This window comes from Phenylobacterium sp., assembly GCF_044358365.1.
In the GTDB taxonomy this organism is placed as follows: Bacteria; Pseudomonadota; Alphaproteobacteria; order Caulobacterales; family Caulobacteraceae; genus Phenylobacterium.
The window spans coordinates 1-25,877 of the sequence record NZ_JBIKNZ010000019.1 but is presented as its reverse complement, the minus strand read 5'-3'; the positions used below and the strand labels follow the sequence as shown (position 1 = coordinate 25,877).

The window sequence follows — 25,877 nt, the reverse complement described above, 5'->3', positions numbered from 1 at the left end:
GTGATTTTACAGCGCGGCCGGGGGCCGCTGGTGGGAGGAACAATGTGGCGCGTTAAGTCGCTAGACGCCATACTGGCGACGGCCGAGAAGAAATCCCTGCAACGCTCCCTGGGCGCGTTCCAGCTGACCATGCTGGGGATCGGTGCGATCATCGGCACCGGAATCTTCGTGCTGACCGCCGAGGCGGCCCAGAAGGCCGGCCCGGGCATGATGCTGAGCTTTGTGATCGCCGGTTTCGTCTGCGCGGTTGCGGCGCTCTGCTACGCGGAGATGTCGGCGATGGTGCCGGTTTCCGGCTCGGCCTACACCTACAGCTACGCCGTGATGGGCGAGATGCTGGCCTGGATGGTGGGCTGGGCGCTGATCCTGGAGTACGCCGTCGCCGCGGGCGCCGTCTCGGTGGGCTGGTCGGGCTATGTTGTCGGACTACTCGAAAATGCCCTTCATATGGATATTCCCGACCTGTTGGTGCGGGGGCCGTTTGACGGCGGGATGATCAACCTGCCGGCCATGGGCATCGCCTTGCTGGTCACGGCCCTGCTGGTGGTCGGCACGAGGGAGTCTGCAGCGGTCAACGCCTTCCTGGTCTGCATCAAGGTGGCGGCGCTCGTGCTCTTCATCGTGCTGGCGGTGCCTGTCATCAAGATGGAGAATTTCGAGCCCTTCTCGCCGCTGGGCTTCGGCGGCATCAGCGCGGCTGCGGCCTCAATTTTCTTTGCCTACGTGGGCTTCGACGCCGTCTCGACGGCGGCTGAGGAGACCAAGAACCCTCAACGCAACATGCCGATCGGCCTCATCGGATCGCTTGGCATCTGCACGATCTTCTACATCCTGGTGGCGGCCGGCGTGATCGGCACGGTTGGCGCCCAGCCGGTGCTTGGCGCCGATGGCGCGGGCCTGCGTCCCGGCAGCCCGGAACTCAGCGCCGCCTGCGCGGCCCTGGGCGACGCCAAGGTCGTCTGCTCCAAGGAAGCCCTGGCCTGGACCTTGCGGGAAATCGGCTGGCCCCAGATTGGAAACCTGATCGGTCTGGCGGCAGGTCTGGCCCTGCCCTCTGTCATCCTGATGATGATGTTCGGCCAGACCCGGATCTTTTTCGTCATGAGCCGGGACGGCCTGTTGCCGCCGATCCTCTCCACCGTCCATCCCAAGTACAAGACGCCGCACATCATCACGATGATCACCGGCGTTTTCGTGGCCTTGTTCGCCGCCTTCTTCCCGGTGGGAATCCTGGCCGATATCTCTAACTCGGGCACCTTGTTCGCCTTTGCCATGGTGGCGGTGGCGGTTCTGGTGCTCCGCCGGACAGATCCCGGTCGCAAGCGGCCCTTCCGGACGCCGGCGATCTACGTCGTGGCGCCGCTGGCGGCAGCGGGCTGCGTCTATCTGTTCTTCAGCCTGCCGCTTGATACGCAGATAATGTTTGCGGTCTGGGCGACGATCGGTCTGATCGTGTATTTCCTCTACGGTTATCGCAAGAGCCACGTGGCGCATGGAGAGCCGGGCGAGGTCCACGAACTTGACGCCGACGCGCCTCCGGGTCCGGTTCCGCCCATGCCGGGCGTCTGATCAGAGCACTGGATTGGCCCGGGTGCGAACCTGGGCCTTTTCATGTGAGCCAAGAGGCACGATCATAGGGGCGACATGAACGCTCCGACGCCCCAGCCCCGCCCCTTGCCGATCCGCGCCCTCATCGCGCCGGTCACACCGCTCCAGCAGAACTGCACCATCGTCTGGTGCGTGAAGACGATGAAGGCGGCGATTATCGATCCCGGCGGTGAGGCGCCGCGCCTGATGGCCGCACTGCAGGAGCAGGGTCTGACTCTCGAGAAGATCTGGATCACCCATGGTCACCTGGATCACGCCGGAGGCACGGCTGCGCTGAAGGCGCTCACCGGTGTGCCCATCGAAGGGCCGCATCCGGACGACGCCTTCTGGATAGATGAAATCAGCGCATCCGGCGCGAAGTGGGGCATGCCGGAGGCCGAGTCATTCACCCCGGATCGATGGCTGCAGGACGGTGATACCGTGACGCTTGGCGAGACGGTGTTCGAGGTGATCCACTGCCCCGGTCATACCCCCGGCCACGTGGTCTTCTTCAACCGCGAGGCCCGCTTCGCCCAGGTGGGCGACGTGCTGTTCCAGGGCAGCATCGGACGCACCGATTTTCCGCGTGGAAACTACCAGCACCTGATCGACGCCATTACGCAGAAACTCTGGCCGTTGGGTGACGACGTGCGTTTCGTGCCCGGTCACGGTCCGATGTCCAGCTTCGGTCAGGAGCGCCTGACCAATCCGTTCGTGTCGGACGCGGTGCTGGCCGGAGATTGATCTCCGAACCGCTCACGTTTCAGGATAGACATTCGTGTGTTACCGGTCGCGCCCAGGTTCCCGGCCATGGAGCAGACAATCGACATGGCCGAAGCTGGCTCCCGAATTCTGATGGTCGATGACGACGCGGGAATCCGCGACGTCGTCTCCGACTTTCTGGGCCGCCACGGATACCGCGTGGAGACAGCGGCGGACGGGCAGGAGATGCAGCGCGCGCTGGAACGCGGCCCGGTTGACCTGATCGTACTGGACGTGATGCTCCCGGGCGAGGACGGGCTGGCGATCTGCCGGCGGCTGACCTCTTCCGACAGTTGCCCGCCGATCATCATGCTGTCGGCGATGGGCGAGGATACGGACCGGATCGTGGGGCTCGAACTCGGGGCCGACGACTATCTGGCCAAACCCTGCAATCCACGCGAACTTCTGGCCCGGGTGCGAGCGGTGTTGCGTCGCGCGGAACAGAGATCGACCGGCAGTGCGCTCGGCGCGGGCTGCGAGTTCGCCGGGTGGCGCCTGGATCTGGTGCGACGTGAACTGCGCTCACCCCCTGGCGTGGTGGTGAACCTGTCCTCGGGTGAGTTTTCCCTGCTGCGAGCCTTTGTCGAACGGCCCCAACGCGTGCTTACCCGAGATCAACTGCTGGAGTTTGCCCGGGGACCGGATTCCGACGCGTTTGATCGCGCCATTGATGTTCAGATCAGCCGCCTGCGTCGCAAACTGGACGACGGCGGCGACAACCATGACCTGATCCGCACTGTTCGCAACGAGGGCTACATGTTCACCGTCAAGGTCAAGCGCGCGTGACCTCTACCCGGCGTCCGGGCGCACCCTTGCTGGTGCAGCTTTTGACCCTGACCGGCCTCGCTCTTGTCGCAGCGTGGGCGACAAGCACCTTGCTGCTCTTTCTGCTGCCCCCGCCGGCCCCGGATTTCTACCGGCTGTCGGAAATCGAGAGTACGTTTGCCGGTCGCCAATCCGGACTGAATGAGCGCCGGCCGCTGATTCGTCAGGTCCGCACCGAGGCGCCGGCTCCGGAACTGAAGGGAGCAGCGTTTGCCGCAATCCGGGCGAAGTTCGCCGCAAACCTGAAAATTCCCGAGACCGACATAGTCATCGCGGGTGAGCGCGGACCCATCTCCGACCGGAATGTCGGACGCGTTGTCCGCGATCGTGCCTCGCGCAGCAGCGCCGACGATCAACACATCCTGATCGCTCCGTTTCGACTGGGCGTACGCCAGGCGGACGGGTCCTGGCTCGTGGTTCAGCCGAAGCCCACCTTCGGGCTTACCACCTGGCAGAAGCGGCTGGCGCTCTGGTTCTCCCTCTCGGCTCTGGCGATGGCGCCGATCACCTGGCTGTTCGCACGAAGGCTGACCAAACCGATCCAGGTATTCGCCGACGCCGCGGAACGCCTGGGGCGGGATCCCGGCGCGCCACCGCTTGAGGTGCACGGTCCCGCCGAAATCGGCGTCGCCGCCCGCGCCTTCAACGAAATGCAGGGTCGTTTGCGCCGCTATGTCGAGGATCGTACGGCGATGGTGGGCGCCATCGCCCATGACCTGCGTACGCCCCTTACCCGCCTCCGTTTCCGCATCGAAAGCCTGCCTGAGGACCAAAGGCGCAAGTATGCTGCCGATCTGGATCAGATGGAGGAGATGATCGCAGATACCCTGGCCTTTGTGCGCGACGCCACCCGACCCGGCGAGCGAACGCCGCTGGAACTCTCCTCGCTGGTGGAGAGCCTTTGCGATGAGATGGCTGAAACGGGTTCATGCACCGAGGTCGAGCGTGGCGAAAAGGTGATCCTTGAAGGCGATCCCATGGCGCTGCGGCGGCTGGTTTCGAACCTGCTGGAGAATGCCGTGAAGTTTGGCGGTCAGGCCCGCGCGCGGGTGTTTTCCGACGCCGGCAGCGCAATCGTCGAGATCGATGATGATGGTCCAGGCATTCCCCCGGCCGACAGCGAGAAGGTTTTCGAACCGTTCTACCGCCGCGAGCCTTCCCGCAGTCGGGAAACCGGCGGCATCGGGCTTGGTCTGGCGGTGGTTCGCTCCATTGCCCGGGGACACGGCGGGGACGTGAGCCTGATCAACCGCGCGGGTGGCGGCCTTACCGCCCGGGTTCAACTTCCCCTGTAGTTCAAGGGCGATTTCTACCGCCGGAACGCAACCTCTGCCGCGTCCCGGGTGTTTAGCTATGGGCGAGACCCTGTCGTCCCGCCAAACTGCAGAGGAGAGTAATCCATGCCCCTGGCTGACCCCATTATCATTCGCGCTCGCCGTGGCTTCGCCGTCATGAGTCCCGAGCGCCGCCTCGAGATCGCCCGCAAGGGCGGCGCCAGCGTGCCCGGTGAGAAGCGCAGCTTCGCCAAGGATCGCGATCTGGCCGCCACCGCCGGCCGCAAGGGCGGCGAAGCCTCACGCGGCGGCGGGCGCACTCGTCTCCTGGACCTCTAGGCGCGCAGGAGAACAATGGCGAAGGCGGGGTGGGCGCTCACCCACTCCGCCTCACGCGACCAGCCGGCGGATTGCGCAAGATCGGAAAACCCGCTCAGGGTGAACTTGTGAGAATTCTCGGTGTGGAGAGTCTCGCCGGCCTCAAACCGGAATGTCGCGCCGCAGACTTCGACGACCTGGGGCTTCAGACTTTCAAGGTGCATCTCGATACGGCTGTCCGCCGCGTTCCAGCCCGCGCGATGGGTGAAAGCGGAGAGATCGAAGGTTCCCCCCAGTTCGCGATTGATACGAACCAGCAGGTTCTTGTTGAACGCGGCGGTGACGCCCCGGGCGTCGTCGTAGGCGGCCACCAGCGTCGGTTCGTCCTTGACCAGATCAAAGCCGACCAGAAATGCCGCTCCGTCGCCCAGCAGGCGTCGGGCGCTCCTGAGGAAGGCCTTCGCTTCCAACCCCGTGAAATTGCCGATGGTGGAGCCAGGGAAGAAGCCCACGACGGGCCGCCCGGCGCAGGCGGCAGGCAAGGCGATGGCGTTCGTGAAATCATCGCGAAGCGGCGCAACCTCCAGTCCGGGATAGTCCGCCCGCAACCCGATAGCGGCCCCCTCGAGGGCGGAGGCGCTGATATCGATCGGCGCATACACCGCCACTTGTGGCGCTGCGTTCAGCAGAATGCGGGTCTTGACGCTGGCGCCGCTGCCGAATTCGACGAGCGCCGAACCTGGCGCAATGTGGGCGGAGATCTCCTGCGCAGCCTGCTGCAACAGCGCCACCTCGGTCCGCGTCGGGTAGTATTCCGGCAACCCGGTGATCGCCTCGAACAGATCAGAGCCGGCGGCATCGTAGAAGTGCTTTGGCGGGATCGACTTCCGCTGTCTCGAAAGGCCCTCGAGCACATCCTGCTCGAAATCCGAAACCTCAAGCCCGTCTCCGGCACCATCGCAGGCCAACCGGACCCCTGAGAACATCCAGCGCTGGCCCGGATGGAAGAAATTTCGGTAGCTGGGCCGGGTGTGACCGGCAGGCGTGACGCACGCGCCGCCTCGCAACACGAACTGACCCGACATGAACTTGCCGTTGTACTCCCCCACCGCGCCGGGCGCGGTACGGAAGCCCGGATAGGGCAGATAGGCGCTGCGCGTCCATTGCCAGAGCTCACCGGCCATCTGCCGGAGCCCGACGCCGGGCGACGCCGCACGCGCGTCGAGCTGGCCTCGGCCCGCCTCGCCATTCTGGAAGCTGGTGGAGGTTGCCGCATGTTCCCATTCAGCCTCGGTCGGTAGCCGGACGCCGGCCCAGGCCGCATAGGCATCGGCCTCGTAGTAGCTCACGTGGCTGACCGGCGCTGCGGGATCGAGCGCCCTGAGGCCATGCAGGCTCATGACGCGCCATTCACCATCGTCGTCACGCCAGTAGATCGGCGCTCGCCAGCCCTCGGCCTGTGCCAGGGCCCATCCGTCCGCCAGCCAGAGTTCAGCCCGGCGATAGCCGCCGTCCGCCATGAACGCCAGCCACTCTGAATTGGTGACGAGACGGTCGGCGATGCGGAACGGTTCCAGCCATACGCTGTGGGCGGGGCTCTCATTGTCGAACGCGAAGTCTTCCCCGCCATGGCCGATCTGGACCAGGCCACCTTGAAATCCGACATAGGTGAGCGGGGAGAGGGGCAGAGAAGGCGTTGCGGGACGCGGCGGCGCAAAGGCTGGTGAGAGCGGCGATTGGGCGAAGAGATGCAGAATGTCCATCAGCAACAGCTCCTGATGCTGTTCCTCATGCGCCAGGCCCAGTTCGACCAGGTCATGCATCGCCCGGTCCGCCCGGACGGCAAGAAGCCTGGTCATGGCAGCATCCACATAGGCCCGGTAGGCCATCACATCGGCCAGCGACGGCCGGGTCAGCATTCCCCGCGCCGGTCTCGGCTGCCGGGGTCCGACGGCCTCGTAGTATGAGTTGAAAAGGTAGCTGAAGCGGGGATCGAAGACCTTGTAGCCTGGCGCTCTTGGAACCAGCAGGAAGGTCTCGAAGAACCACGTCGTATGCGCCAGATGCCATTTGGTGGGGCTGGCGTCGGGCATCGACTGAGCCGCCATGTCCTCGGGAGTCAAGGATCGCGTCAGGCCCTCCGTCGCTTGGCGAACAGCGTTGTAACGGGCCTGAATGCCCTGCCCCGTCAGGTCGGTGATGACGCGCGACAGGCTCATGGAAGTTTCGGTCTCGCCCATTTGACGGAGTTCCTGAGGGGTCAAGTCTGATGGAAGACCCCTGCCTGTGACAGACAGGGCGTCCTTCGACAACGCGTTACTCGCCCAGTGGATGCAGTCTGATGACCGCCCGGACCTTGGGGCGACGGCCTGTTACCTGCCTTCGGCCGGGTAAACCAACGGCAGCACCACCGCAGAGGGACGCGACGCATCGATATAGATGGTGTTTATCGCCGCGCGCGGCTTCGCCTTTCCGTAGGTGTTCTCTCCGGTGTTGGGATTGACCTCGAAACGCGGTGCGTTTGACGAGGTCACGTGGACCGCGATCCGATGGCCTTTCTCGAAAGTCAGTGCGGTAGGCTGGATCACCGGTCAGCGGGGAACATCGGCTTGGCGCATATCAAGAACGCGCCAGAGTGACCTGATCAGGCTAGCGCCGGGCCCGACGCTTCCTATCTTCAACGCAACAGAATAACGCCAAGGGAAACGCAGATCCAGATGACCGACGATCCTATCCAGCTCCTCACCGATATTCCGCGCGTCCACGGCGTGGGTCGGGCTAACCACGTCGCCATCGCCTTCGAGGGTCGCGATCTGACCTATGCCGAACTGGACCGGCGGTCCGACAAGGCCGCAGGCATGTTACAGGACCTGGGCGTCAAGACCGGCGACCGGATCGCCTGGCTAGGCCGCCCCTCGGAAGCCTGGTTCGAAATCTTCTTCGGCGCGGCCAAGGTTCGCGCCTGCTTCGCGCCCATCAATACACGGCTGGCCAACCCGGAGATCGCCTTCATCCTGAAGGATTCCGGCGCCGACCTGTTCTTCGTTACGCCGGAATTCTACGCCGCCGCCGAGGCCATCGTCGCCGAGACCGACCGGCCGATCCGGGTGGTGGGCGTCGGCGGCGAGCACCCGGTGTTCGACGACTACGCGGGGCTGCGCGATGCCGCATCGGTCCCTGACCTGTCGGCGCCCAGCGCGGATGACGACGTGCTACAGCTCTATACCTCAGGCACCACCGGGCTGCCCAAGGGCGTACGGCTGACCAACCGCAACTATTCGGCCTTCATGGAATTACGCCATCAGGTCGAGGGCTTTTCCTACGAAGCGGACGACACCGTGCTGATCCTGATGCCGATGTTCCACGTGGCCGGCACGAACATCAGCTTCGCCGGCCTGGCCGCTGGCGGGCGGTTGGTGTTGCAGGCGGACTTCGTGCCGCCGAAGGTCCTGCAGGCTATGGCTGCGGAACGGGTCGCCCACGTTTTCCTGGCCCCGGTGATGATCAATGCGCTGCTGCAGACGCCGGGCGTTGAGGCCACCAACTTCTCCAGCCTGAAATCAGTGTCCTACGGCGCCTCGCCGATCTCCGAGGCTGTGCTGGCCAAGGCGACGCAAACCTTCGGCTGTGGCTTCATCCAGTTCTACGGCATGACCGAGACCACGGGCGCGGGCACCACCCTGGCCCCGAAGGATCACCAGGGCGAACTGCTGCGCGCCTGCGGCAGATCCTGGGCGTCGCTGGAGACCCGGATTGCAGACGAAGACGGCAACGAGGTCGCCATCGGCGAGATCGGCGAAATCGAGATCCGCGGCCCCATCGTGATGGCCGGGTACTGGAACCGCCCAGAGGCCACCGCTGAAACCATCCGGCCTGATGGCTGGCTGCGCACCGGCGACGCTGGATACCAGAACGCCGACGGCTATTTCTTCGTCCACGACCGGGTGAAGGACATGATCGTCTCCGGCGGCGAGAACGTCTATCCGGCCGAGGTGGAGAACGCGATCCTGGGCTGCCCGGGCGTCGCGGACGCCGCCGTAATCGGCGTGCCGGACGACCGCTGGGGCGAGGCGGTGAAGGCGATCGTCGTGGCTGCGCCCGGCCCACGGCCCGACCCCGCGGACATCATCGCCTGGGCCCGGGAACGGATCGCGGGCTACAAGGCGCCGAAGTCCGTGGACTTCGTTGACGCCCTGCCCCGCAATCCATCCGGCAAGGTTCTGCGGCGTGAACTTCGCAAGCCCTACTGGGAAGGCCGCGACCGCAAGGTGGGTTAGGCGCTGGCCGCTACGCTGGGGCGAGCCTTCACGCGGTTGAACCAGTCGTTGATCTTCACGAATTTCGGATCCAGCGGCTGGCCGACCACGGCGCCAAATTCCAGGAAGCAGAACAGCAGAACATCGGCCAGGGTGAAGCGGTCACCGGCAAGCCAGGGGCCCTGGAAGTTGTTCTCGAACCACTGGATGCCGTCCTGCGCGATCGCCTTCAGGCCAGGCGAGGCGTCGGGCAGGCAGCGCATCCGCCCCTGGAACATGGGCAGGCCTTCGCCAAAGCGGAAGCCGTTGGCCAGGGGCTCGCAGACCTTGAGGTCAACCCGGCGGGTCCACATGCGGGTTACGGCCCGATCTTCCGCCGTGGCGCCGATCAGCGAGGCGCCAGGGTTTTTCTCGTCGAGATACTCGCATATCGCGGTGATCTCATTGAGGTTCGAGCCGTCATCGAGCTCGAGCGAAGGGCTCTGGCCCGAAGGGTTTACCTTCAGAAAGGCCTCCTGGCGGTTCTCGCCGCCGCGAATATCAACCGTGACCATGTCGAGCGTAATGCCCTTCTCGGCCATGAACATCGTCACGACCCGCGGATTGGGGCCGACGGAGGTGTAGAGTTTCATTTCTGGGGGTTTCCTTCCTGTTTGATCGATGTCGTAGCACGCGCCTCGTTCGGCGCGGAACCACTAGCGGCGTGGATTCAGGGTGAAATTCGACGCCCGTACGCAGCGTGCCTCATCGTGGGGCGTGGAGATTGTCGCCGGCTGTCCCATGCCCGGCGCGAAATACCACTCGCCCTTTCTGGTCTCGACCTTGATCACATTGGGGCCGGTGAACTGGCACACGACATATTCGCTGAGCCCCCACGCCTGGCCATAGCGGAGCGCCGAACAGGTGATGTGGCCAAACTGGCGGGAGACCACCACGCCGGAATAGTCGACGCTTTTCGGCGCCTTGAAACCACGGTTCTGGAACGCCGCAGCCGACAGCGCCGGGCATGGCGGGCCCTCTATGGTCCAGCTGCGTGACAGCGCGAGCGCGGCGTTACGGTCCTTGAGGTAGGTACCGCCGATCACCCACGCCGGCAGCGCCACGATGATGGCGCCTGCGATCACGAACGTGATCTTCTGCCCGAGGGTCAGGCGCATGCGGCGCCCCTTGCCAACCTGCCAGATCACGCGACACCCCCCACCCCGACGAAGACCTCCGTCGGCTCAGGCCGCGATCCGGGTCGACTTTTCGCCAGCCTTCGCCGAAGGGCTGGAGAACCGCAGCACGCCGTCTTCCAGCTTCGAGTATCGCAGGCTCATCAGGTCCTTGGCGTAGTTCTGGTCCAGCTTCCAGGGAACCTTCGTCCCCTGTTTCGGGAACTTGGCCATCGCCCGTTGCACATAGCCCGACGAGAAATCCAGCCAGGGCTCAAACTCGATGTTCGGATCGTCATTCACCGGCACAGCCTGGCGCGCGCCCGTCTTCTTCAGATGATTAAGCAGGCGGCAGACATACTCACAGGTCAGGTCGCACTTCAGGGTCCACGATGCATTGGTGTAGCCGAAGGCCGAGGCGAGGTTCGGCACGCCCTCATACATCATGCCCTTGTAGCTGAGGGTCGTGGCGGCATCGATGTGGCGACCGTCGACAGAAATGTCGATGCCGTTCCAGACCTCCAGCACCAGCCCCGTCGCCGAGACGATGACGTCGGCCTTGAGTTCCTGCCCCGATTTCAGCCGGATACCGTCCTTGGTGAAGGTCTCGATATGGTCGGTTACGACGGACGCGCGGCCGGCCTTGATCTCTTTGAACATATCGGCGTCGGGGACCAGGCAGAGCCTCTGGTCCCATGGATTGTAGGTCGGCGTGAAGTGAGTGGCGACGTCGTAGTCCGGCCCCAGTTCATCCTGCACCATCTTGATGATACCGGCCTTGACCTGTTCAGGCCGCTTGCGCGCCAGGTTGAAGAAATACATGCCGCCCAGGACATTGCGCGCCCGGATCAGGTTGTAGGCCAGCATGCCAGGTAGCCACTTGCGCAGCGTATTGGCCATCTTGTCCTCGGCGGGACGTGAGACGACGTAGGTTGGCGAGCGTTGCAGCATGGTGACGTGGGCGGCAGTTCTGGCCATTTCCGGCACCAGCGTCACGGCGGTGGCGCCAGACCCGATCACCACGACAGACTTGCCAGCATAGTCCAGGTCGGCGGGCCACTGTTGAGGGTGTACCATGCGCCCCTTGAAGTCCGAGACACCCGGGAAGTCCGGCGTGTAGCCGCCATCGTAGGAATAGTAGCCGCCGCACAGAAACAGGAAGTTGCAGGTGTAGCGGACGGAATTGCCCGCCACCTCGGCCTCGACAGTCCAGAGTGCGTCGGCCGTAGACCAGTCGGCCCGCCTGATCTTGTGGCCGAAGCGGATGGCCTTCTCGATGCCGTTCTCGCGGGCGGTCTCACGGACGTACTTCAGGATCGACGGTCCATCGGCGATGGCCTTGGCCTCGGTCCAGGGTTTGAACGCGTAACCAAGCGTGTACATGTCGCTGTCGGAGCGAATGCCGGGATAGCGGAACAGGTCCCAGGTGCCGCCTATGGCGTCGCGACCCTCGAAGATCGCGAAGGTCCGCCCCGGGCAGGCTGTCTTGAGGTGATAGGCTGCGCCAATTCCGGACAGGCCCGCGCCAACGATCCCTACGTCAAAGTGTTCCATGGCCATATCGTTTCGCCCCGATCTCGATGTCCGCCAGATAACTGAACAGCGTTAAGTCGCCTAACGCAAATCCGGCTCAGCGCAACAGATCGAGCGCCTGATGGTCATGAATGTGGGTCGTCGCACCACCGACCATCTGCAGAAACATTTCGTCGCCCCGCGCCGTCTGTTCCACCACCATCGCGGCGAAAAAGGCGGTGAGGAAGAGGGTGAAGGCGCCGTGCCGATAGTGGTGACGCAGGTCATCCAGGCTGTAACCGGTGACGCCGAGATCCATGAGGGCACGGTGATAGAGCCCCAGAAGTTCCGGCTCCGCAGCCCGGCGTTCCTCCGGCTTCAGCGCACCCGCCAGGAAGTAGGCGACGTCCATGGAGCCGGCGCCATAGGCGAAGGACTGCCAGTCCAGAATGGTCAGCGGATGGCCCCCCGCTGCGGTCCCGAACATCATGTTGTCCGGTCGGAAGTCGTTGTGCGTGAGACAGCGGGGCCCATCGTAGATCTCGCCCATCCGCCCCCAGCGCGCCGAGATCGCCTCCCCGATGACGATTGACCCCGGGCTCAGGCGGTCACCGTAACGGGCGCAAAATCCCTGCCAGAGGCTGCCGACAAGGTCCGGTGAAACCGGGCTGGACGGCGCGGCCCTTGAACCCGACACCCACGGCAGCTCATTCAAGCTGTCGTCGGCCCAGAATGACGCGTGCAACCGCGCGGCCTGAACCATGGCCAGCTGCGCCTGGTCGAGGCTCACCCCTTTTAGCTGGTCGCCCTGCGTGGCGGGCGCCAGGTCCTCCATCATCAGCACGAACTCGCCGGTGGCTTCCTCGACATCGGTGAACCAGACACGAGGGGTCTGAACCAACGCCTTTTCAGCCAGTTGCTGGTAGAATCTGACCTCGCGCAGATAGTTGCCCAGCATCACGCCCGTACTGCGACTGGCGTCATTGGCAGCCGGGAACTTGCCGACCAGCGACGCCGGCGCGCCGGCGGCGGCCCGGGCGTAGGTCAACTTGAACCGGACGCTGTCGCCGATCTGCCCCGTACCAATTCCCCCTGCGGTGAAAGACGAGACCACGGCGTCAACACCGGCGTGCTGAAGCACCCTGGTCAACCAGTCGGCATCGATGGCGTCCGGGCGGCGAATATCGGGCGTCATGCCGGCATCTGGTGAATATAGACCTCGTTCAGCGTGATCTGGTCATCCTTCAGGATCACGAGGTCGAAGCCGCGCAGGCGGCCTGCGGCCCCGTCGGGACCCATGGCCGCGTACCAGCGGCCGCAGTAGCCGCCGTCGATGGCCCAGGTTTCCTCCGGCGTATAGATCGTGGGCGGCATGGCGGCGAACAGGCCCGTCAGATAGCCGCCCAGCGCCTCATGCCCGATCAGGCCTGCCGCTGTCTGGGCGTCCTTGTAGACACAGTCCGCCGCGTAGAAGCCCAGCAGCCCCGGCACATCCTTGTCGGACCAGGCCTTCAGCCACCGGTCATTGAAGTCGATGATGTCGATCATGCCTGACGCTCCAGCACCCGGGCGCGGTGTGCCTCGGTGAAAACTTCGGGCGGCAGAACTTCCGGACCAGCCATGGCCACCATGGCGTGCGCCTTCAGGCTCGGATCGGCCGCACCGCGCGCGTGGTAACTGTGACGCAGGGCCCGGCCTGCCTCGCCGAACTCCATGTCGAGGGCCGAGGTCAGGCTGGCGGCGAACCGCAGCCGGCGCATCCGCTCGGTGCGCTCATCGGCATAGGATGCAAAGGCCGCCATGGACCAGTCCTCGCCGGCCAGCAGGATCTCGCTGACAATCCGGACGTCCCGATAGGTGATCGAAAGACCCTGGCCAATGATCGGATCATTCCAGCCAGCAGCGTCCCCGATGAGGACGACCCCCTCCGCGAGAGGCGCATCGGTCCAGCTGTCGGCATTCAGATAGCTGAACAGGGGCCCTGCCGGCCGGCCTTCCACGAGGTGACGGTTCGCCGGACAGCAGTTCACCGCAAAGGCATCGAGAAAGCGGCGCGGGCCGTCCGGACCCGAGAACCGTCTCGCATCCTCCAGCGCATAGCCGCCATAGACCCTGACCTTACCGTCGCCCTGGGGAAAGGCCAGGAAGCCGAAGTCGCCTTCCGTCCCGATCGCCTGCAGGTCGTCCGCCCAGCCTACGGCGCCTTCCACCAGCAGCCCCGCAAACCAGTGATGCGGCTTGTCCTGATGCAGCGTGATGCCGGCGGCCTCGCGCACCATCGACGTCCGGCCGTCCGCGCCGATCACCAGCCGGGCCGTCGCCGTTCGAACCTCTCCTGCATGCTCGAAGATCACCGACGGCGCAGCGCCCGGCGTCACGGCCTCCACGCTCACGCCGCGCAACACCTCCGCGCCGGCTGCCTTTGCCGCATCGAAGAGTGTCTGGCAGTGGGTTGGATGCCCCAGGCACAGCGGCCCCGAGATGCCCGGCCGGAAGATGCCCAGGGGCAGGATCTCCGCCTCGGCGGCGTCTGGATCCACGTCCTCGTCATAGGTGATATGGCGGGTCACGTGATGACCACCAGCAGACATCAGGAGCCTGTAGAGGCCGACGCGCTGGACCTCCTCTACGCCCCAAGGCGCAATCCACTCGCCGCGAACCCGGTCTTCGTACACCTCGGACTGTTCCAGCAAGAGCACGGTACGCCCTGCCCCGGCCATCACCTGCGCCAGAGCCGAGCCGCCGATGCCGCCACCCACGATGATCAGGTCATAGTCTGCCATTTGATCCGCCCACGAGTGACCCTCTGACGGGGTTCGCCGAGAAAGGACCACGTCGCCCCTGCGTCACACAAGACCAAACCTCGGTCAGGGCCTTGCCACTAAAGCAGACCACCGATGCGCCGGAGATGTCCCCGGCTTGTCGTAACACCCGGCTGAAATCGCACGGGGTCAGCGCAAGTGAGCGCGCTCGTTCAGGCTGACCACATTCCGCTGGCCGCTGCGGGCGCACATGAAGCGGTGGATGCTCGTGTAATCGGGCTCGAAGAACAGCCGCGGCGTCATGCCAAGCACGTGGGCCGTCCAGACATTGATCACCCCGCCGTGGCAGAAGACGGCGACCCGCTTGCCGGCGTGGCTCTCGACGATCTCCTCCAGGGCGGCGACAACGGTCGCGTGGAATACGCCGATATCGACCCCGTGTTCACCCTGCGCCATGGCCAGCCAGGCCGGGTAGTTGTCGCGCTTCAATTCTTCCATCGGGATGTAGCGCCCGGAACCGCGGTCGAATTCGGCAATCCCGTCGTGCTGGGTCACGGCATGCCCGGCCTGGGTCGCAAAGGGCTCGGCCGTCTGGATCGCGCGGCGCATCGTCGAGGCGAAGACGGCGTCGACCTTCTCGTCCGCAAGCCAGGCGGCGACACGCTGGGCCTGTTCAACGCCTGCGACGGCCAACGGCGGGTCAGCCGTGTCGTGCCGGCGTTCCGGAAGGCCGTGACGGATGAGGATCAGTTCCATGGTCTCATTGTTCCTGAAGGGTCTTGTTGGTCGTTGATCATGGCGTGCGCCCCGCGTCGGCCGCCGCCTGCTCCGGACGGCGACAAACCCGGTCAGCAGGCACCTCTGGCCCACCGGACAGGTCGGGCGCGACGAACTCCCCCCACATCCAGTGAGGCCGGTGGCGATGGCGCCAAGCAACAGCCCGTACAGGAACGCGCGCGCCATGGATCAGCGCGACATCACGTCTCGAAACGGAAAGCCGCGCCGTCTCGGCGGATATGGCCCGCCGTCGGCTCGGCATAATGCGTGCCGATCACCAGATGCTCGGCATCGGCCCACTCGGCGAACATGCGAGCCCGCGTGACAGCGGCGGCCTTCTTGTCACTGTCGAACGACGGCGACCACTCCGGATGGGCGAGTTGGCAGGGGTGGTGGCTCATGTCTCCGGTGATGATCGCGCTATTCCCGTCAGACTCGATCAGCACGCTGACGTGGCCAGGCGTGTGGCCGGTGGTGGGAACCAGGCGCACATTGGGCGATACCACATGGTCCAGACCTACGAACTCCGCGAGGCCGGCGTCCAGGATCGGCTGTACCGAGTCCGCCAGGATCGCCTGCTGCTCCGCGTCACCTTCGGCGCTCCAGTGCTCGAACTCGATGCGCCCCAGCAGGTAGCGGGCATTGGGGAAGGTCGGCACGAACTTGCCGTCTACCAGCATGGTGTTCCAGCCCACGTGGTCGACGTGCATGTGGGTGCAGATCACCGCGTCAACGCTCTCCCGGGTCCAGCCGGCCTCGGCGAACGCCTCGAGGAACCCGGTGGCCAGTGCATTGCCGCCGGTGAGGCCGCGCGGTTTGTCGTTGCCGACGCAGGTGTCGACCACCAGCCGCAGGCCCGGCGCCTCGACCAGCAGGGCATGGATCGACAGCAGCATCTGATCCTGATCGTTCACGAAATCCGGATAGAGCCAGGGAATGGCGCGCAGGGCCGGCGCCGTCGCTTCGGCGATGAAACCGCCATCCGGTCCGGCGGGAATCGGAACCTGCATTTCCTGAATACGCGTGATCTTCACCGCGCCGACCTGCCAACTGAGCATCATTCCCTCCCCCGCTTCGGTCTCGTGACCCTAAGGGCTTTTGCCCGCGTCGGTAAACCTGTCCCGGTCGGTGGACGCGTGCATCCAATTTCGACCTGCCGCGTTCATCCCGCATGCAAAACGATCCAGCAGCGAACCCGGGAGGAGATGGCGAGACCATCGAGGTCACCGACGCACGCGGAGGGCAGAAGACCGGCCACATGCGGTGGGTGCTGGGCGTCAGCACGGTCCTGGCCGTGCTGGCGATGATCGGTGCGTGGCTCGCGATGCGGCCCTAGACGGCCAGCCGTTCCTCGGGCTCGCCTTCCACCGCAGAAATCTGGCTGTGGGTAACTGACACAATCGTCCCTGGATGTGCGTCGGTCAGGCGGACGTGCGCATTCAACTGGTTGGCCAGCGCTTCAACGATGGTGGTGCCAAGACCTGCCTTGGCGCTGGCCTTGTCATGAGGCATCCCCACGCCGTTATCCTGCACCTTAAGAGTCCAGTTCGGCCCGCGCGAGCTGTAGCCCACCTTGATCCTGCCCGGGCGCCCGTCGGGAAAGGCGTGCTTCAGACAATTGATCACCAGCTCGGTAACAATCAGTCCGAGGCTCACGGATACCTCCGCCTCGCACTTGCTGTCATCGACCTCAACGTCGAGCACGAGGTGATCGTGATCCCGGATCATCGACGCGCCGATGCTCTCGCATAGCCTTGTAAAGTAGGCGCGAAGGTCCACCGCACCCAGCCTCGACGCTGAGAGTTCCTGCTGCAGCGCCGCGACCGACATCACCCGGTTGTGCGCGTCGGTAAGGTGGCGTCTGGTCTCCTCCGAGTTCACCCTGCGGGCGCTTTGAAGGATCACACTGGCGATGATCTGGAGGCTGTTGGCGACGCGATGCTGGACCTCCTGGAGGAGGATGGTCTTTTCGCGCAACAGATCATCCTGGAGCTTTGTCGCAAGCCGTGCTTCGGTCACATCGGCGATGGAGAGCAGGAGATAGCGGTGAGCGGCGTCTCCGTAGTCCAGCCTCTGTGCATTGAGGACCAGCCGGCGGGGCTCACCCACCGCGCTCTTCAGGTCCATTTCGTAGGCTTCGATCTGAGCGTCGCCCTCAGCGGTGGCCCGGAGGAGCGAACGGAACTGCCGCACATCCCACTCACCGACACCGATGTCGAAGATCTGGCGGCCCCGCGCCGTGCCAGGATCGATATTGAAGGCGCGATAGAAGGTTTCGCTCGCCCCTATGACTTCGAGGTCGCCGTTAAGCAGTACGAGTGGTGACGTTGCTGATGCGACGACCGCAAAAGCCAATCCATGCCTCGCATCCGGATGGACTACCATTGATGTACTTTCAGGTTGCCTCGCTCCGCGTTGCGCAGGGAAATAGCGGCAGGGGGCAACATTTGGTCGAAACATGACCGGCTTCGCAGCCTGCTGACTTGATCTATATCATGCCCGGAGTTTTATCCGGCGCGAAATGTCACGAGCCCCCTGTGTGCCGAAGTGGAAGCCCGGGCAGACGAACAGGCTGTCAAATCCAGCCAAACAGCCGGGCCGCCTGATAGCCCGCCAGACACATGACCAGGATACCTACGGCGTAGGTCAGCACGCGTACCGGCGCGATCTTGACGATGTAGCCGGCCAGAGGCGCGGACAGCAGCCCTCCGGCGACAAGCCCGGCGACCGACGAGGCATGTTCGACAATCCCGTCAGCTTCCTGCCAGTGACCGGTCAGCAGCGCGGTCAGGAACGTCGCCGAGATCGTGGCTGTCACGAAGAATTCGGCCGTATTTGTGGTGCCGATGCTTACGCGGGGCTCGGCGCCTGATCCGACCATGGCGCTGGTGACCGTGGGGCCCCACCCGCCCCCGCCGACCGCATCCAGAAACCCGCCGACAAGACCCAGTGGTCCGCTGAATTTCTGCGGGAACGGTCTGGGATTGCCGGCGCGCCAGGCGCGATAGACAATCAAGAGGCCCATGAGACCCAGGTAACTGGCGATGAACGGCTTGAGGACGTTTCCGTCGATCGAGGTCAGCACGAAGGCGCCGAGGGCGCCGCCCAGGCAGCCACCCGCCGCCAGCGGGATGAACAGCTTCCGGTTCACATTCCTGTTGGCTGCGTGAGATCCCGCCGATGCAGCGGTGGTAAACACTTCAGCCGCATGGACGCTGGCAGACGCCGTCGCCGGCGGCACGCCGAAGCTCATCAGCACCGTCGACGAGATCACGCCATAGGCCATCCCCAGCGCGCCATCGACGGCCTGGGCGAGGAAACCCACCAACGCAAAAATTAGAAAATTGTCCATCGAGGCGACTCCGACATGTCTCGCTCTCTTGCGTTCAATTTCCCACTAAATCGATAGAGTTTATGTTATTTAGCTTGGAGGTTTTCTGCGCCCAGGGGTCCGATCGCCCGGCTCAGGCTCCATCCCTCAAGCACACCGGCCACAGCCTCGCGCGCCGCCACCAGCGCCGGGTGGACGGGACAGTCGGTGATCCCGGGGCAGGCTTCGCAGGGCCTGAACGCCGTCTTCGAAGCGCAAGGCGCCAGCGCGAGCGGCCCATCCAGGGCCCGGATCACGTCGGCAAAGCTGATCTCACTCGGGGGTCTCGCCAGAAGGTAGCCGCCAAAGCGTCCCCGGCTGGAGACCAGGATCCGATGCCGCTTGAGTTCCAGCAGGATGGCCTCGAGAAACTTGCGCGGCGCAGCCGACGCCTCGGCGATGTCGACGATGGCCGCAGGCCGCGGATCCTCACGGCCAGCGAGAAAGCAAAGCGCTCTGAGCGCGTATCGGGCGCGTTGGGAAAGCATGGCTGGCACTAAAGGCCCAGTCCCGCCCGCACGTCCAGTTTGATGAAAGCCCTGCCTCGCGAGGCAGGATGGCGGTGACGCAGGGATTCGAACCCTGGATACGCTTTCACGTATGACGATTTAGCAAACCGTTGCCTTCAGCCACTCGGCCACGTCACCCCCCGGCGAACGGCGCAGGCACGCTCGCAAGGAGCGGGGTTTCTAGCGGAGGATGGCGGCTGTGGCTAGCCGGTCGCGGCGACCAAATTGAGCTGGCGACGAAGCCGTCGTATCAGCCCTGGGCCAGCCACTGGCGCGCCTGGCGCTGGGCCTCGGCGACGTCGTCGTGATCCATCTCGCCGGCCAGTTCCTTGCGGTAAACCTTGGCCTCGATGGAGCCGCGCATCGCGGCCAGGTTGAAAAGCATGTGTGCCGAGACATAGTCGAGCGGCGCACCGCCCTGACCGGTCGAATACATCAGACCCATCCGGAACAACTCGTCGCCGGTCGCGTCCGGGGTCGGCAGCGGCAGGCCATCGCACTTCATGTCGACGGTAGCGAGCATGGTTATAGTCCTCGTCAGGCCGGCGAGCTTGCTTTTTGCACGCCCCGAACCAACCCATGCCGACACTCAAGCAAGGTTATCTTGAACACATGGTTAAGGCGCGCGTTGTCAAATTGACAGGAAAGGCGCGGCGTTGCGGATTTACAGCCCCAGCTTGGCCTTCAGAAGCTGGTTGACCGTACCCGGATTGGCCTTGCCGCCGGTTTCCTTCATCACCTGACCTACGAACCAGCCGATCGCCTGCGGCTTCTCCTTGACCGCCTCGGCCTGGCCAGGATTGGCGGCGATCAGCTTGTCGATGATGGCCTCCAGCGCGCCGGTGTCGGACACCTGGCGCAGGCCGGCTTTTTCAACTACCTCGCCCGCCGCGCCCTCGCCGGCCCACATGCGCTCGAACACGTCCTTGGCGATGCGGGACGAAATCACACCTTCCTCGATCAACTGGACCAGTTCGGCGATCCCGGCGGGGCCGATGGGACTGTCAGCGATATCGATGCCGCCTGCGGTCAGCCGCGCGGCCAGATCGTTGGTCACCCAGTTCGCGGTCAGCTTGGCGTCGCGCCCCTGAGCCGCCGCCTCATAGAAATCGGCCCGGGCCTGTTCGATGATCAGCACGCCCGCGTCGTAGGCCGTAAGGCCATACTGCGTCTGCAGCCGCGCTTTCTTGGCGTCGGGCAGTTCGGGCAGGGTCGCCTCGATGGCCTTCACCCAGGCCGGGTCCAGTTCCAGCGGCAGCAGGTCCGGGTCGGGGAAGTAGCGGTAGTCGTGCGCCTCTTCCTTGGAGCGCATGGAACGCGTCTCCATCTTGCCGGGATCGAACAGGCGCGTCTCCTGGTCGATGGAGCCCCCGTCCTCCAGGATCTCGATCTGACGGCGGGCCTCGTACTCGATGGCCTGCTGGATATAGCGGTAGGAATTGACGTTCTTGATCTCGCAGCGCGTGCCCAGATGCTTGAAGTCGCCGCTCTCGCGGAACTTCTCATAGGCCCCGGGGCGGCAGACCGAGACGTTCACGTCGGCCCGCAGATTGCCCTTCTCCATGTCGCCGTCGCAGGTGCCCAGATAGATCAGGATGGTCCTGAGCTTCTTCACATAGGCGGCAGCCTCCTCGGAGGTGCGCATGTCCGGCTTTGAGACGATCTCCATCAGGGCCGTGCCCGAGCGGTTCAGATCGACATAGGTATAGTTCGGGTCCTGATCGTGCAGGCTCTTGCCGGCGTCCTGCTCCAGATGGAGCCGCTCGATTCGCACCGTGAAGGTGGAGCCGTCATCGCGCTCGACGATTACCTCGCCCTCGCCGACGATGGGGTCCTTGAACTGGCTGATCTGATAGCCCTGCGGCAGGTCGGGGTAGAAATAGTTCTTCCGGTCGAACCGCGACCAGTGATTGATCTGCGCCTTCAGGCCAAGACCGGTCTTCACCGCCTGCTCGATGCAGTGGCGATTGATCACGGGCAGCATGCCGGGCATGGCCGCGTCGACGAGGCTCACCTGCGCGTTGGGGGCCGCGCCGGCGCCCACCGCCGCGCCGGAAAACAGCTTGGCGTTGGACGCGACCTGGGCATGGACCTCAAGACCGAGGACAATCTCCCAGGGTCCGGTGCGCCCCTGGATCTGCTTGGAAGTCGCGACGTCATTCATGCGCGGTTCAGTAGCCTGCCATGAAAGAAACCGGAAGCGCGCCCACATGCGCATTTGCATATTTGCCTTGAAAAGACCTCAAGGTTCGCTCACGTCTGAACGGCGTTTAGAATGGGAACAGGAACCCCCTTATGAAGACCCTTGCACTCGTCGCCGCGCTCGCGGTGGCCTCGATGGCCGCTCCGGCCCTGGCCCAGACCGCTCCTGCCGCCGCTCCGGCCGCGGGCGCCATGTCGGTCGAAACCACCCCGATCGGTGATCTGATCAAGAACGAGGCCGCCAAGGCCGCGCTTGAAAAGGCCCTTCCGGAAATCACCCAGTTCTACGACCAGATCGCGACCATGACGCTGGCACAGGTCGCCCCGATGAGCCAGGGCGCGCTGGACGACGCCAAGCTGAAGGCCCTTCAGGCCGAGTTCGACAAGAACAAGTAAGAGGGGGTGGTGGGGGCACCAGCGGGAGCCCACACCACCACTTCTGCGGCTTGGCCCGGAGGTCAGCGGCCTTCTCGATGGCCGATCCCAGCGAAAACAACGTGCCCTCATCCAGATTTCGGCCAATGAGCTGAAGTCCGAGCGGCAACCCTTGCGCATCCAGTCCCGCCGGCACGCTCATGCCCGGCAGACCCGCCAGGTTCACGGTCACCGTGAAGATGTCGTTCAGGTACATGGCGACCGGGTCATCGGATTTCTCACCCAATGCGAAGGCCGCGGACGGCGCCGTCGGGGTCAGCAGGGCGTCGCACGTCTGCCAAGCCTGGTCGAAGTCATCAGCGATTCGGCGGCGGACCTTCAGCGCCTTGACGTAGTAGGCGTCATAGTATCCGACCGAGAGCACATAGGTGCCGATCAGGATGCGGCGCTTGACCTCTTCCCCGAAGCCCTGGGCGCGAGTGTTCTCGTAGGTCTCGGTGAGGTTGCCGCCCTCGACCCGCAGGCCATAGCGCATGCCGTCATAGCGGGCGAGGTTCGAGGACGCCTCCGCCGGGGCGATGATGTAGTAGGCCGGCAGCGCGTACCTGGTGTGGGGCAGCGACACCTCGACGATCTCGCACCCGGCGTCCTTCAGCCAGGCTATCCCCTGCTCCCACAAGGCATCGATCTCAGGCGGCATCCCGTCGACGCGGTACTCCTTGGGCACGCCGATCCGCAAACCCTTGACCGACTTGCCGCAGAAGCTCGCGAAATCAGGCACCTCGGCGTTGATGCTGGTGGAATCCTTGGGGTCGTGACCGGCCATGGACCGCAGCAGGATCGCCGTGTCCTCGACAGTACGCGCCATCGGCCCGGCCTGATCCAGCGACGAGGCGAAGGCGACGATCCCCCAGCGGGAGCAACGGCCGTAGGTCGGCTTGATTCCCACCGTGCCGGTGAAGGCCGCCGGTTGCCGGATGGACCCGCCGGTGTCGGTCGCCGTCGCACCGAGACAGAGGTCTGCAGCCACCGCAGCGGCCGAGCCGCCGGACGAACCACCCGGCGTCAGGTTGGCGTTGCCGCCCTTCGCCCGCCAGGGATTAGCCACCGGCCCCCAGGCCGAGGTCTCGTTCGACGAGCCCATGGCGAACTCGTCCATGTTGAGCTTGCCCAGCATGACCGCGCCGTCGCGCCAGAGGTTCGACGTCACGGTCGATTCGTAGGTGGGCTTGAAGCCCCGCAGGATCATCGAACCCGCCGTCGACTCCACGCCTTCGGTGCAGAATAGATCCTTGATCCCCAGCGGCGCGCCGTCCAGCGGCCCCGCATCGCCGCTGGCGCGCCGGGCGTCCGAGGCCCGCGCCATTTCCAGCGCCTTGTCCGGCGTCTGGACCACAAAGGCGTTCAGCGCTGACGAGGCCTCGACCGCGGCAATGTGGTCGCGGGTGATTTCCTCGGACGAAAAGGTCTTGCTCGCCAGCCCATCGAGGGCGGCCTTAAGTGAGAGTCCGGTCAGGCCCGCCATTACTCAACCACCTTCGGCACAACAAAGAAGCCCTTGTCGGACTTGGGCGCGTTACTGAGCACCCGCGCCGGATCACCCCTATCGGTGACCACATCGTCGCGCAGGGGCAATTTCATGGCCACAGAGGTGGTCATGGGCTCCACCCCATCCGTGTTGACCTCGGCCAGCTGCTCGATCCAGTCGAGAATGCCCGACAATTCGCGGGCCAGTGGCTCCAGTCTCTCTTCCGGCTCGGCGATCCGCGCGAGCCTGGCGACCTTGCGAACGGTCGCCGCGTCGATGGCCATGGGGCCCTCCAGAACTACAAGTGCGTGGGTTAGCCGTGGCGGGCGCCTCTTTGCAAGCGGCGAGACGTGATATGGACAGGCCATGCCCGTCGTCGACCTGACTGCCCTGCCCCCGCTCCTGCCTGGACAGGCGCCCGTTGTAGGCCTCGACCTGGGGGAGAAGACGATCGGCGTGGCGGTCTCGGACGCGACCCGGGGGATCGCCAGCCCGCTGGAGACCATCCGCCGTACTAAGTTCAACGCCGACGCGGTCCGATTGTTCGAGTTGATGGAAAGCCGCGGCGCTGCCGGGATCATCATCGGCCTGCCCGTGAACATGGACGGCACGGAAGGTCCGCGCTGCCAGTCCAGCCGCGCCTTTGCGCGCAACCTTCTGCGGCTGCGAGACCTGCCCATCGCCTTCTGGGACGAGCGCATGAGTTCGATGGCGATCAACCGGATGCTCATCGAGGAGGCCGACATCAGCCGCGCCCGTCGCGCCGAGGTGGTGGACAAGGCCGCCGCCGGGTGGATCCTTCAAGGAGCGCTCGATCGGCTGAAGAATCTTTAGGGACCACCGCCGCAAAGCTGCGCTTGGCTTGGGCCGCCCAGTCACCTAAGACCGCGCTTTGATGACTATGACCCCGCCCGGTCTGAATGAGGTCCTGCAGCGGACCTTTTCGTTTCCGAAGAAGCATTTCCTGTCTGCCACCGACCTGAACGAGGTCGAGGTGGCGAATCTGCTGGATCTGGCCGACGGCTTCGTCAGCCTCAATCGTCAGACTGCGAAGAAGCTGGACCTGCTCAAGGGCAGGACGCTGATGAACCTGTTCTTCGAGAACTCCACCCGCACCCAGAGCTCATTCGAGCTGGCCGGCAAGCGGCTGGGCGCCGACGTGGTCAACATGAGCCCGCGCTCCTCGGCCATGTCCAAGGGCGAGACCCTGATCGACACGGCCGTAACCCTTAATGCGATGCAGCCGGACCTGTTGGTCATCCGCCATGCCTCCTCGGGCGCCGCCAGCCTTTTGTCGCAGAAGGTCGGGTGCTCGGTGGTCAACGCCGGTGATGGCCAGCATGAGCACCCCACCCAGGCCCTGCTGGATGCGCTGTCGATGCGGCGCGCCTTCGGACGAATTGCGGGTCTCAAGGTCGCCATCTGCGGCGACGTGCTGCACAGCCGCGTCGCGCGATCCAACATCGCCATGCTGCAGATGCTGGGCGCGAACGTGCGGCTGGTCGGCCCGCCCACCCTGATCCCGGTGGCGGCCGAACGCTGGAACGTCGAGGTGTTCCACGACATGCGCGAGGGGATCGCCGGTTGCGACGTGGTGATGATGCTGCGCCTGCAACTGGAACGCATGGACGGCGTCATGGCGCCGTCTCAGCGCGAGTACTTCCGGTTCTATGGGCTGGATCGCGAGAAGCTGGCCTGTGCGGCGCCGCATGTGCGGGTGATGCACCCGGGACCGATGAACCGCGGTGTCGAGATCGACTCAGAAGTGGCCGATGATCTGTCCGTCAGTCTGATCCAGGATCAGGTGGAGATGGGCGTCGCCGCACGCATGGCGGTACTGACCTCGCTGGCCGCGCGTCTGGACAACGACCGATGAGCCGACCTGTCGCCTATCTGAACGCCCGCCTTGTCGACCCTGCCTCGGGCTACGACGGTCCCGGCGCCGTGGTCGTCACCGAAGGCGTGGTCGCCGATATCGCGCACGCGCCGGACTTTGGCCGGCTATCCGCGGACATCGAAGTCATCGATGCGGGCGGCGCCCTGCTGATCCCGGGCCTGATCGACATCCGGGTCAAGACCGGAGAGCCGGGAGCGGAACCGAAGGAAACCTTGAAGTCGGCGGCGCTGGCTGCCGCAGCCGGCGGGGTGACCACCATCGTTGTCCAACCGGACACCAATCCCGTGATGGATGAGCCCTCGGTGGTGGACTTCATCCTGCGCCGCGCCCGCGACATCGAACTCGTCAATGTCTATCCCGCAGGTGCGGCCACCAAGGGCGGCCTTGGCGAGCGGATGGCCGAGATCGGGCTGATGCACGAGGCGGGCTGCCTTTATATCACCGACGCGGATCGGCCCATCGTGGACTCCAAGGTGCTTCGCCGCGTCCTGAGCTACGCCAAGGCGTTTGGCGTGCCGGTGGCGCACCGTCCCGCCGATCCCTGGCTCTCGGCAGGCGCTGTGGCCAGTGAGGGCGAGTTCGCCGCGCGCATGGGCCTTCCCAGCGTACCGGCCATTGCCGAGCGGATCATGCTGGAACGTGATCTGGCGCTGGTGGAACTGACCGGCGCACCGTTCATTGTGGATCAGGTCACAACGGGCGCGGCCCTGGAGAGTCTGAAGCGCGGCCTGGACCGGGGTCTTCCCGTCACGGCCACCACCTCGATCAA

26 protein-coding genes, 1 tRNA gene and 2 pseudogenes are annotated in these 25,877 nt (G+C 64.8%); 11 read left to right on the top strand and 18 right to left on the bottom strand.

Features of this window, described 5'->3' with window-relative positions; genetic code table 11:
• Positions 1-42 precede the first annotated feature (42 nt).
• From ACIQ3B_RS07510 to ACIQ3B_RS07490, 5 genes are all read left to right on the top strand, one after another.
• Positions 43-1,569: an amino acid permease gene (locus ACIQ3B_RS07510; protein ID WP_397401179.1), complete on the top strand. Its 1,527-nt coding sequence runs from the start codon at positions 43-45 to the stop codon at positions 1,567-1,569.
• A gap of 75 nt (positions 1,570-1,644) precedes the next feature.
• The gene (locus tag ACIQ3B_RS07505) at positions 1,645-2,331 is read left to right on the top strand and encodes an MBL fold metallo-hydrolase (RefSeq protein WP_397401177.1); all 687 of its coding nucleotides are present in this window, start codon (positions 1,645-1,647) and stop codon (positions 2,329-2,331) included.
• A 66-nt stretch (positions 2,332-2,397) separates the two neighbouring features.
• Positions 2,398-3,135: a response regulator gene (locus ACIQ3B_RS07500; protein WP_397401175.1), complete on the top strand. Its 738-nt coding sequence runs from the start codon at positions 2,398-2,400 to the stop codon at positions 3,133-3,135.
• Entirely contained in the window at positions 3,132-4,469 is a 1,338-nt protein-coding gene (locus tag ACIQ3B_RS07495; protein ID WP_397401173.1) for a sensor histidine kinase, read from the top strand. Before ACIQ3B_RS07500 ends, ACIQ3B_RS07495 begins: the two co-directional genes overlap by 4 nt.
• A gap of 105 nt (positions 4,470-4,574) precedes the next feature.
• Entirely contained in the window at positions 4,575-4,787 is a 213-nt protein-coding gene (locus ACIQ3B_RS07490) for a general stress protein (RefSeq protein ID WP_397401171.1), read from the top strand.
• Here ACIQ3B_RS07490 and egtB read toward each other — a convergent pair.
• Positions 4,784-6,985: an ergothioneine biosynthesis protein EgtB gene (gene egtB, locus ACIQ3B_RS07485; RefSeq protein ID WP_397401246.1), complete on the bottom strand. Its 2,202-nt coding sequence runs from the start codon at positions 6,983-6,985 to the stop codon at positions 4,784-4,786. The genes ACIQ3B_RS07490 and egtB overlap by 4 nt on opposite strands.
• Before the next feature lie 153 nt (positions 6,986-7,138).
• Complete coding sequence (locus ACIQ3B_RS07480; RefSeq protein ID WP_397401169.1) at positions 7,139-7,354, bottom strand: CocE/NonD family hydrolase C-terminal non-catalytic domain-containing protein; 216 nt, start codon at positions 7,352-7,354, stop codon at positions 7,139-7,141.
• Positions 7,355-7,483: 129 nt separating this feature from the next.
• Between ACIQ3B_RS07480 and ACIQ3B_RS07475 the strand changes: the two genes are divergently transcribed.
• Complete coding sequence (locus tag ACIQ3B_RS07475) at positions 7,484-9,043, top strand: long-chain-fatty-acid--CoA ligase (RefSeq protein WP_397401167.1); 1,560 nt, start codon at positions 7,484-7,486, stop codon at positions 9,041-9,043.
• Here ACIQ3B_RS07475 and ACIQ3B_RS07470 read toward each other — a convergent pair.
• The 8 genes from ACIQ3B_RS07470 to ACIQ3B_RS07435 all read right to left on the bottom strand — a co-directional run bounded on the left by ACIQ3B_RS07470 (position 9,040) and on the right by ACIQ3B_RS07435 (position 16,288).
• Positions 9,040-9,654 carry a glutathione S-transferase family protein gene (locus ACIQ3B_RS07470; protein WP_397401165.1) on the bottom strand — a complete coding sequence of 205 codons (615 nt, stop codon included), beginning with the start codon at positions 9,652-9,654 and terminating at the stop codon, positions 9,040-9,042. The two genes, ACIQ3B_RS07475 and ACIQ3B_RS07470, sit on opposite strands and share 4 nt — an antisense overlap.
• 63 nt (positions 9,655-9,717) lie before the next feature.
• On the bottom strand, positions 9,718-10,179 hold the full coding sequence (locus ACIQ3B_RS07465) for a hypothetical protein (RefSeq protein ID WP_397401163.1): 462 nt from the start codon (positions 10,177-10,179) through the stop codon (positions 9,718-9,720).
• Positions 10,180-10,245: 66 nt separating this feature from the next.
• Entirely contained in the window at positions 10,246-11,730 is a 1,485-nt protein-coding gene (locus tag ACIQ3B_RS07460) for a flavin-containing monooxygenase (protein WP_397401161.1), read from the bottom strand.
• Positions 11,731-11,806: 76 nt separating this feature from the next.
• On the bottom strand, positions 11,807-12,883 hold the full coding sequence (locus ACIQ3B_RS07455) for a phosphotransferase (protein WP_397401159.1): 1,077 nt from the start codon (positions 12,881-12,883) through the stop codon (positions 11,807-11,809).
• On the bottom strand, positions 12,880-13,236 hold the full coding sequence (locus ACIQ3B_RS07450) for a nuclear transport factor 2 family protein (RefSeq protein WP_397401157.1): 357 nt from the start codon (positions 13,234-13,236) through the stop codon (positions 12,880-12,882). The genes ACIQ3B_RS07455 and ACIQ3B_RS07450 overlap by 4 nt, the downstream gene beginning before the upstream one ends.
• Positions 13,233-14,471: an FAD-dependent oxidoreductase gene (locus tag ACIQ3B_RS07445; RefSeq protein WP_397401155.1), complete on the bottom strand. Its 1,239-nt coding sequence runs from the start codon at positions 14,469-14,471 to the stop codon at positions 13,233-13,235. Before ACIQ3B_RS07445 ends, ACIQ3B_RS07450 begins: the two co-directional genes overlap by 4 nt.
• A 168-nt stretch (positions 14,472-14,639) precedes the next feature.
• Complete coding sequence (locus ACIQ3B_RS07440; protein ID WP_397401153.1) at positions 14,640-15,206, bottom strand: histidine phosphatase family protein; 567 nt, start codon at positions 15,204-15,206, stop codon at positions 14,640-14,642.
• Between the two features lie 221 nt (positions 15,207-15,427).
• Positions 15,428-16,288 (bottom strand): MBL fold metallo-hydrolase, encoded by an 861-nt coding sequence (locus ACIQ3B_RS07435; RefSeq protein WP_397401151.1) that lies wholly within the window; start codon positions 16,286-16,288, stop codon positions 15,428-15,430.
• Between the two features lie 110 nt (positions 16,289-16,398).
• On the opposite strand from ACIQ3B_RS07435, the gene ACIQ3B_RS07430 reads away from it, so the two are divergent.
• On the top strand, positions 16,399-16,563 hold the full coding sequence (locus ACIQ3B_RS07430) for a hypothetical protein (RefSeq protein ID WP_397401149.1): 165 nt from the start codon (positions 16,399-16,401) through the stop codon (positions 16,561-16,563).
• Here ACIQ3B_RS07430 and ACIQ3B_RS07425 read toward each other — a convergent pair.
• From ACIQ3B_RS07425 to gatB, 6 genes are all read right to left on the bottom strand, one after another.
• Positions 16,560-17,582, bottom strand: a complete 1,023-nt coding sequence (locus ACIQ3B_RS07425) for a sensor histidine kinase (protein WP_397401147.1) — start codon at positions 17,580-17,582, stop codon at positions 16,560-16,562. The genes ACIQ3B_RS07430 and ACIQ3B_RS07425 overlap by 4 nt on opposite strands.
• A 220-nt stretch (positions 17,583-17,802) precedes the next feature.
• The gene (locus ACIQ3B_RS07420; protein WP_397401146.1) at positions 17,803-18,579 is read right to left on the bottom strand and encodes a sulfite exporter TauE/SafE family protein; all 777 of its coding nucleotides are present in this window, start codon (positions 18,577-18,579) and stop codon (positions 17,803-17,805) included.
• A gap of 65 nt (positions 18,580-18,644) precedes the next feature.
• Positions 18,645-19,085: an RrF2 family transcriptional regulator gene (locus tag ACIQ3B_RS07415; protein ID WP_397401144.1), complete on the bottom strand. Its 441-nt coding sequence runs from the start codon at positions 19,083-19,085 to the stop codon at positions 18,645-18,647.
• A 69-nt stretch (positions 19,086-19,154) separates the two neighbouring features.
• Positions 19,155-19,244: transfer RNA gene (locus ACIQ3B_RS07410), tRNA-Ser, on the bottom strand.
• A 112-nt stretch (positions 19,245-19,356) separates the two neighbouring features.
• A complete protein-coding gene (locus ACIQ3B_RS07405) occupies positions 19,357-19,629 on the bottom strand; it encodes a sel1 repeat family protein (protein ID WP_397401142.1) in 273 nt (90 codons plus the stop codon).
• A gap of 141 nt (positions 19,630-19,770) precedes the next feature.
• Positions 19,771-21,270 (bottom strand): Asp-tRNA(Asn)/Glu-tRNA(Gln) amidotransferase subunit GatB, encoded by a 1,500-nt coding sequence (gatB, locus tag ACIQ3B_RS07400; protein WP_397401140.1) that lies wholly within the window; start codon positions 21,268-21,270, stop codon positions 19,771-19,773.
• Between the two features lie 131 nt (positions 21,271-21,401).
• Here gatB and ACIQ3B_RS07395 point away from each other — a divergent pair, with 131 nt between their 5' ends.
• Positions 21,402-21,704 (top strand): hypothetical protein, encoded by a 303-nt coding sequence (locus tag ACIQ3B_RS07395; protein WP_397401138.1) that lies wholly within the window; start codon positions 21,402-21,404, stop codon positions 21,702-21,704.
• Between the two features lie 34 nt (positions 21,705-21,738).
• Here the strand turns inward: ACIQ3B_RS07395 and gatA are convergent.
• Together gatA and gatC are read right to left on the bottom strand one after the other, a co-directional pair.
• Positions 21,739-23,208 (bottom strand): annotated as a pseudogene (gene gatA, locus ACIQ3B_RS07390) (Asp-tRNA(Asn)/Glu-tRNA(Gln) amidotransferase subunit GatA); the annotation flags it as partial.
• Positions 23,208-23,495: an Asp-tRNA(Asn)/Glu-tRNA(Gln) amidotransferase subunit GatC gene (gatC, locus tag ACIQ3B_RS07385; protein WP_397401136.1), complete on the bottom strand. Its 288-nt coding sequence runs from the start codon at positions 23,493-23,495 to the stop codon at positions 23,208-23,210. The pseudogene gatA and the gene gatC, both read right to left, overlap by 1 nt.
• An 82-nt stretch (positions 23,496-23,577) precedes the next feature.
• Here gatC and ruvX point away from each other — a divergent pair, with 82 nt between their 5' ends.
• From ruvX to ACIQ3B_RS07370, 3 genes and pseudogenes are all read left to right on the top strand, one after another.
• The gene (gene ruvX / locus ACIQ3B_RS07380; RefSeq protein WP_397401134.1) at positions 23,578-24,045 is read left to right on the top strand and encodes a Holliday junction resolvase RuvX; all 468 of its coding nucleotides are present in this window, start codon (positions 23,578-23,580) and stop codon (positions 24,043-24,045) included.
• 61 nt (positions 24,046-24,106) lie between these two features.
• On the top strand, positions 24,107-25,087 hold the full coding sequence (locus ACIQ3B_RS07375) for an aspartate carbamoyltransferase catalytic subunit (RefSeq protein WP_397401132.1): 981 nt from the start codon (positions 24,107-24,109) through the stop codon (positions 25,085-25,087).
• A pseudogene (locus ACIQ3B_RS07370) lies at positions 25,084-25,877 on the top strand (dihydroorotase); the annotation flags it as partial. The gene ACIQ3B_RS07375 and the pseudogene ACIQ3B_RS07370, both read left to right, overlap by 4 nt.